The sequence below is a fragment of the Calidifontibacillus erzurumensis genome (genome assembly GCF_013303125.1).
GTDB classification, from domain to species: Bacteria; Bacillota; Bacilli; order Bacillales; family Bacillaceae_J; genus Calidifontibacillus; species Calidifontibacillus erzurumensis.
The window spans coordinates 1-8124 of sequence record NZ_JABTTE010000041.1 but is presented as its reverse complement, the minus strand read 5'-3'; the positions used below and the strand labels follow the sequence as shown (position 1 = coordinate 8124).

Annotated in this window: 1 protein-coding gene and 1 CRISPR repeat array; the gene reads right to left on the bottom strand. The window is 31.6% G+C overall.

Translation table 11 applies throughout. From position 1 onward, the window contains the following. Positions 1-33: 33 nt before the first annotated feature. A CRISPR array of direct repeats spans positions 34-5371; the repeat unit is 30 nt; unit sequence GTTTCAATTCCTCATAGGTAATATCAAAAC. A 706-nt stretch (positions 5372-6077) separates the two neighbouring features. Beyond that, a complete protein-coding gene (locus tag HR057_RS16445; protein WP_173732560.1) occupies positions 6078-7562 on the bottom strand; it encodes a hypothetical protein in 1485 nt (494 codons plus the stop codon). Between the last annotated feature and the right edge of the window lie 562 nt (positions 7563-8124).

Sequence of the window (8124 nt, the reverse complement as noted above, 5' to 3'; positions counted from 1 at the left end):
GCATATTGTGACTAAAGCATCAAATGTATTTACGTTTCAATTCCTCATAGGTAATATCAAAACGATATTGACGACAAAGACAAGTTGTACGAAGAAGGTTGTTTCAATTCCTCATAGGTAATATCAAAACTATTTCACAACACCGTACCAAGTGGTGTTAAAAGAGTTTCAATTCCTCATAGGTAATATCAAAACAAAAAGGAAATGAAGCTTAAACAAGATTTGTCCAAAAGTTTCAATTCCTCATAGGTAATATCAAAACGAACCGGCAGGTGATGTCACGCGCGTCAGACTATTAGAGTTTCAATTCCTCATAGGTAATATCAAAACACGTATAGACAAGCAGTTGAAGCAGCTACGGACGGGTTTCAATTCCTCATAGGTAATATCAAAACGTCAAACAAGCGTCTAGTTCCGCTGGATCAACAAGGTTTCAATTCCTCATAGGTAATATCAAAACAAAGGTTGCTGTTGGAATATTGGAATTACTAGATTTGTTTCAATTCCTCATAGGTAATATCAAAACGAATAATTGTTGCGATGTGATATAGATTATTTGAAGTTTCAATTCCTCATAGGTAATATCAAAACTTTTTCTTTTTTTTATTATTATTTTTATTTTATTTTATGTTTCAATTCCTCATAGGTAATATCAAAACGCAACCGAAAAAGGGTTAGAGCGATATGAAAAGATGTGTTTCAATTCCTCATAGGTAATATCAAAACTGGTTGAAGGAACACCGGTCAACGAAGTTAATCTCAAGTTTCAATTCCTCATAGGTAATATCAAAACTTTTGTTACCGTAATTGGTTTGTACAAATTTGCTCAGTTTCAATTCCTCATAGGTAATATCAAAACCAATTCTTCAAATTCTGAACCGTTCCAATGTTTTGGGTTTCAATTCCTCATAGGTAATATCAAAACTCCGTTCCGCCTATATCAGCCCGAATTGAGGCGGAAGTTTCAATTCCTCATAGGTAATATCAAAACTACTGTCCATATATTTTTATTTATTATTCTCTGGAGTTTCAATTCCTCATAGGTAATATCAAAACGGATCGTGACGACCTAGAAAACTTCTTGAACGAAAAGTTTCAATTCCTCATAGGTAATATCAAAACGTTACTCTGTCACCAACAACCAATCCGTTGTGAACGAGTTTCAATTCCTCATAGGTAATATCAAAACTTTCTTCCACTTTTACTATCCCATTCCTTTCTTAAGTTTCAATTCCTCATAGGTAATATCAAAACCCTTTACAAGCGCGGATATCAAATGGAAAGAATTAGTTTCAATTCCTCATAGGTAATATCAAAACCATCCCAGAAAAACTATGGGATGCTGTAATCAAAGAAAGTTTCAATTCCTCATAGGTAATATCAAAACATGGACATTACGATGAAGACGAAAATTTTTTAGGTTGTTTCAATTCCTCATAGGTAATATCAAAACCGCTTTTGTTCGTGTGTTTTGTATTCTCTTTTCATGTTTCAATTCCTCATAGGTAATATCAAAACGAAAGATCAAATAAGCTTCCTTCAAAAGCTGATAGAGTTTCAATTCCTCATAGGTAATATCAAAACTTTTGAACAATCAAACGATAAAAAGATTGATGAAATCGCGTTTCAATTCCTCATAGGTAATATCAAAACAAAGGTAGGTTTTAAACTTCACCCTGCATTCATCAGGTTTCAATTCCTCATAGGTAATATCAAAACACAAACTGAACGTTCTCAATTTGTTTATTATCCAGTGTTTCAATTCCTCATAGGTAATATCAAAACGACTACAGGAGGAACGGGGCATCATCAATACCTTTAGTTTCAATTCCTCATAGGTAATATCAAAACTCTCATTCATAGCACCCCTCAATCAATTCTTCTTTAGTTTCAATTCCTCATAGGTAATATCAAAACTGAGCGATTAGAACACACTCAATGTCAAGAAATCAAGTTTCAATTCCTCATAGGTAATATCAAAACCATGCTCGGTACAAGGAAACTATAGTCTTGAAGCAAGTTTCAATTCCTCATAGGTAATATCAAAACGCAATACTAAATCAAGTATGATATATTTAAGACAGTGTTTCAATTCCTCATAGGTAATATCAAAACGCATCTAGAAAGTATAAACAGAGACATCGAAAAATAGTTTCAATTCCTCATAGGTAATATCAAAACTGTTCATGGATGAATATGTAGAACATAATGCAAGTGGTTTCAATTCCTCATAGGTAATATCAAAACTTGGCGGTTCAAGCTATATTAGCAATGATGGAGGTTTTGTTTCAATTCCTCATAGGTAATATCAAAACTGTGATTAGTTTTTACATTATTATATATATTGTTTGCATGTTTCAATTCCTCATAGGTAATATCAAAACAACGTATTACTGCAATACCATTTTGATAAGCATTTGGTTTCAATTCCTCATAGGTAATATCAAAACGTTAGTTACGAACCTATCTGGGCAAACGGAAATGTGTTTCAATTCCTCATAGGTAATATCAAAACACAATACTGTCAATGTGGAATTATCATGTCAATACTCGGTTTCAATTCCTCATAGGTAATATCAAAACAAAATGTGGTTTTTACCTATTTTTGTTTCATGAAATGTTTCAATTCCTCATAGGTAATATCAAAACCTTTTGGACAAAGGTTCCAGTCAATGTTGCGTGAGTGTTTCAATTCCTCATAGGTAATATCAAAACGGTGGAGGCAATTCATTCACCCCTTTTCACATATTGCAGTTTCAATTCCTCATAGGTAATATCAAAACTGTAACCCAAAAATCATTCCACACATTGACTTCATCAGTTTCAATTCCTCATAGGTAATATCAAAACGAAGCACAACGTCAAACCAATACACAAAACGCTATTGAGTTTCAATTCCTCATAGGTAATATCAAAACATATATTGAATTGATGTCTGAGCAAGGTATTACACAGTTTCAATTCCTCATAGGTAATATCAAAACATAGAACATGAAATCTAGTCACGCTATCAAACCTAGGTTTCAATTCCTCATAGGTAATATCAAAACATACTTTTCCAAGAACTCTTTCATCCTTGAAGCTAGTTTCAATTCCTCATAGGTAATATCAAAACTTCAAAACCTTCATTCAAAATATCAAGTGTAAGAGAGTTTCAATTCCTCATAGGTAATATCAAAACGTATGAGGTGAATGAAGATGAAATGTCCGTATTGTGGGTTTCAATTCCTCATAGGTAATATCAAAACGTATGACTCATTGGGGGGATTTGACATTATATTACAAGTTTCAATTCCTCATAGGTAATATCAAAACTTTTTTTCGAAAGTTGGTGAGAGGTGAAATTATATTGTTTCAATTCCTCATAGGTAATATCAAAACTTGTCCTGTTTAGGTGGTACAATCAAGTTATTACCACCGTTTCAATTCCTCATAGGTAATATCAAAACTTTCAAACATAATTTCACCTCCAATTTATGTCTATGGTTTCAATTCCTCATAGGTAATATCAAAACACTGTTTTATTTCATCATTTTCTCCGCCGCTCGAAAGTTTCAATTCCTCATAGGTAATATCAAAACGAGGGGGCTTCTCACTATCAAACAGCTTTCGCGACAGTTTCAATTCCTCATAGGTAATATCAAAACATACGGAGACGGGTTAGCTGTTTTAAAATCAATTAGTTTCAATTCCTCATAGGTAATATCAAAACAAGAATTTGTGTTTATATCCGGAACTGATACGACTGTTTCAATTCCTCATAGGTAATATCAAAACATAATAGAAAACTTTATGTGGTGAAGGACGGACAGTGTTTCAATTCCTCATAGGTAATATCAAAACTGTCAAGCTTGTTCGACTGAATACGGCCGTTTTTATCGTTTCAATTCCTCATAGGTAATATCAAAACGCAACCGTAGTAAAAGTACAGTTTAATCGACATTTGTTTCAATTCCTCATAGGTAATATCAAAACAACTACAAAAGAAGAATATTCGTTGCAAATATTGAGTTTCAATTCCTCATAGGTAATATCAAAACTAGAACTATCCTACAGATTTAATAATGAAAATGCGAAAGTTTCAATTCCTCATAGGTAATATCAAAACACGAGCATGGCTATTTTTTATTGTAAAGTAGGTGGTCGTTTCAATTCCTCATAGGTAATATCAAAACAAAATGGAAAAATCAAGATAAATGGGATGAAAAATGTTTCAATTCCTCATAGGTAATATCAAAACAGTTTTGGAAAACGTGGATCCTTGCCGCTTATCGAGGTTTCAATTCCTCATAGGTAATATCAAAACACGGTTATCATCAATATAATTGCAATCTTTTTCATAGTTTCAATTCCTCATAGGTAATATCAAAACAGAAAAAGCATATATTCCTATAGTAGAAGAAGTATTGTTTCAATTCCTCATAGGTAATATCAAAACACGCATGATTCGTGGCAACATGCTCGAGTTCCGTAAACGTTTCAATTCCTCATAGGTAATATCAAAACTATTATATCACACCTGCCCTTCGCAACGGGGTTATGTTTCAATTCCTCATAGGTAATATCAAAACTAGCTTCTACTCTATCTATATTCATATAATTAATTAAGTTTCAATTCCTCATAGGTAATATCAAAACCCAGTGGGGGTATTGTGGGTTACCCCACCAAACGTAGTTTCAATTCCTCATAGGTAATATCAAAACAAATTTTCTAATCAAATATAAACCCAAAAAGAACCATAGTTTCAATTCCTCATAGGTAATATCAAAACGGAAGCACCGGAGCCAAAAAAATAGGACAGTCACTTTTGTTTCAATTCCTCATAGGTAATATCAAAACGCTGTACTTGTTAACTTAATATTCGTTTTTCTACAAGTTTCAATTCCTCATAGGTAATATCAAAACATACGAAAAGCGCGCTTGTATTGTTCGTAGTCAATAGTTTCAATTCCTCATAGGTAATATCAAAACTTTGAATCGTTTTCGAAATTACCATACTCACCCAAGTTTCAATTCCTCATAGGTAATATCAAAACAGTTTTGAAATGGCTTATTATACAGTCAGTAGATTTAGTTTCAATTCCTCATAGGTAATATCAAAACTTCTTTAGACAGTATTTTTCCAAATCTATGTGTAAGGTTTCAATTCCTCATAGGTAATATCAAAACTCTATTTTCCGAACTAAATTTGAGGATTTTATCTCGGTTTCAATTCCTCATAGGTAATATCAAAACTTTATTTTTTTTCAAATATTCTTCTACAAGATTAGCAAGTTTCAATTCCTCATAGGTAATATCAAAACTGTAAATGCATTTAAATTAGTTGAGAATATCATTTGAGTTTCAATTCCTCATAGGTAATATCAAAACCCAAAAAATATGCGTCATATCAATATTTCTATAAAGAATTCTTGTTTTCCTTCAACACATTTGACTTTAATAAAAAAATAAAATATTCTTGATTTTTCTTTGAAATTATCTAATTTTCTCCATTTTTATTTCAAAATGAAATTGTCGTCGATCCCCAGGCATTTTTGCATTATTGGAGGTCGACGACAAAAGAGACTAAAGGATATTATCATCTCTACCTTTTTCAATCCGGACTCTTCTCATTTGAAGTATTTATTAATCTGAAATATAAAAAGGCGTTTTTCAGCGTAGAATTTTCTATATTTCATCTTTTCCCCCTTGGTAGTCCACCATTTTGAACATTACAATTTGGCACAATTAAGTTTTTGGCCTGCTCTTGTCGACTTTTCCAAAATTGTAATGAACCTTTGATCAAGTTTTCTTTTCTTTAAGTAATATATATGAAGTAAGCAAAAACTTTTATATCGGCTCTTTTTCGGAAATAATTTATTGCAGCCCCACTAACATCCCCTTAAATACCTCCCATTGAAACTTTAGCACAATAGCTGGAAGTGTAATTGGGAGGTTATGTATTTTCTTCTTAGAATCTTTATAATTAATTTCTAGATGTACATTTTTATTTATCCACACATAGTAGTTTATTTGGGGATTATACAAAAAACACCTTTGCAAAATTGATGCAAAAGGTGCTTTTTTATTGGATCTTTTATTTTTCCAATTCTGTAACCAAACTTAGCAATACTTCATTCATCTCGTTATAAATATTTGAATCATCGTTTATAGGCTTTTTAAAAATGATTTCGTATATTTCTCTCAGGTTTTTAAATAATGTTTTTTCAAATTCTTCAAAAGGAACAATGAACCATTTTTTATTTTTTATTAAATCATACAGCTTTTTATCAGATACACCTTTGAATCCATGGGCAAGTGGAGACTTGTTTCGGAGATTCGCCATTTCTTCAATAGATTTTATTTTTTCTAAAGTATCATTTAAATCTGGGTAGCCGTTAGCAATAAAATATTCTAAAATGTTTTCTGTTATGTACCTATTTATTTGCCGTTTCCACTCAACTTTTCTCTGTTTAAAATAGTCAATTAGACCCAATTGTGCTTGTACCCAATTTTCATCAAGCTCTGTATCATTATTTTTTGTCTGTACATTTAGATCATTTACTAAAATAGATTTTAATGCCTCTTCCTGAAATCTAAACAATCTGCCAGTAAAATCAATAAACTGTCCTTTTTGATAAAGAACCCACATATTCCAATATAATTCAAACATATATTGTTCGATATTTTCCGCATTCTCATCTGTTAAGTCATACATTTGATTTTGGAATTTTTCAAGTTTATTTCTATATTGTGGCATTAAATCAGACACTTCATTTACATATTTTTCTGCTTCCTCAAAGTTGAATGACAATCTATGATGTGCAAAACTAATAAGATTTTTAACGTTTTCTAACAAATGTAAATTTTGGAAATCATCTTGATGCTGATCTAAATATTTAATAGAAGAAAAGTAATCGTAGGAACGAATATTATTTTTGAGAGTGTCTATGATGTTCTTCCTTAACAATGATTTTCCTAATTGGAGTTCATTTGGATGTTTAGAAGGATATTTGAGATAAAGAATTCTAACCTTTTTTCCAAAATAATTTAAGGCATTAGTGAGCAGCATACTATTCATAGACTGCGTACCACTTGTAACAGATAAAAATATATTATTTATTTCCCCAATAGGATAATTGCTTAATTTTTCATTATAGAATTGATACATTAAATCCCAATCTGACGGATCTTTTTTGCTTATTTGAATTTTTGGTTTCTTCATTTCTTCATTTAGTATTCCTTTCCATGGATCCCGCTGTTTCAGTTCCATTATATATTTTTGTAAAATTTTTGCTATGAAAATCGTATCTTGTTCATGAGGAATTTCCTGATCAGTTGCAAATAAATGAATTTCGTCTATAATAATCCCCATTCTTTTAATTTTATTTAGGATCGTTTCTATGATTGGAAAATGAATTAGATTTTTGAAATCATCATAGTGGTTCCATACGTATTCACTGTGCTCTCTAAATTTTGCTTTAATCGAAAGAGTGTCTTTGTATGTAACATCTTGAATGATAGTTTCATTCTTAAAATATAAATCCCGATTTCCAAGGTTGAAAATAACTATATTCTTCATGAAGTTCCTCCATTTACAAGAATATTTAACACCCTGCTAGATAACGTATTTTTCCAAACAAACATTGTTTGATTGCCAATATGCACAGCGGAACCTGCCTGCAAGAAGTGAAGCAGCTAGTCCAAGTTTTCTTGAATTTGAAGGGAACTAACGATGCCTCCGAAATTCATCAACTTCTGCTGTTTTGATAAAAACAATGCCATTCATCCCAACTGATTTGATCCATTATAATCTCGATCCACTGGGACGCCTCTAGCAATCGTTCTCTTTCATATTTTTCAAACTGGTTCCCATATAACTGACAAGAAAGTCAATACGTCTGACAACAGAAAGAATAAATTCATAAAATTGATCTGTTAAATAATCAATCCTTTACTTTATATCCATAGCGGTATTTCTATTTGGGTTAACAAATTGTCAAATTCTTTACTCCCATGGCTCATAAAAATATGGTTACCATCAAATCACCTTTTGAAATGGGTTTAAATTTTGGATTAAATTTCACTTGATTGATTTAAATTTGAAAATTTTATTCTTCCTGAACCAACACCGTATTGACTTC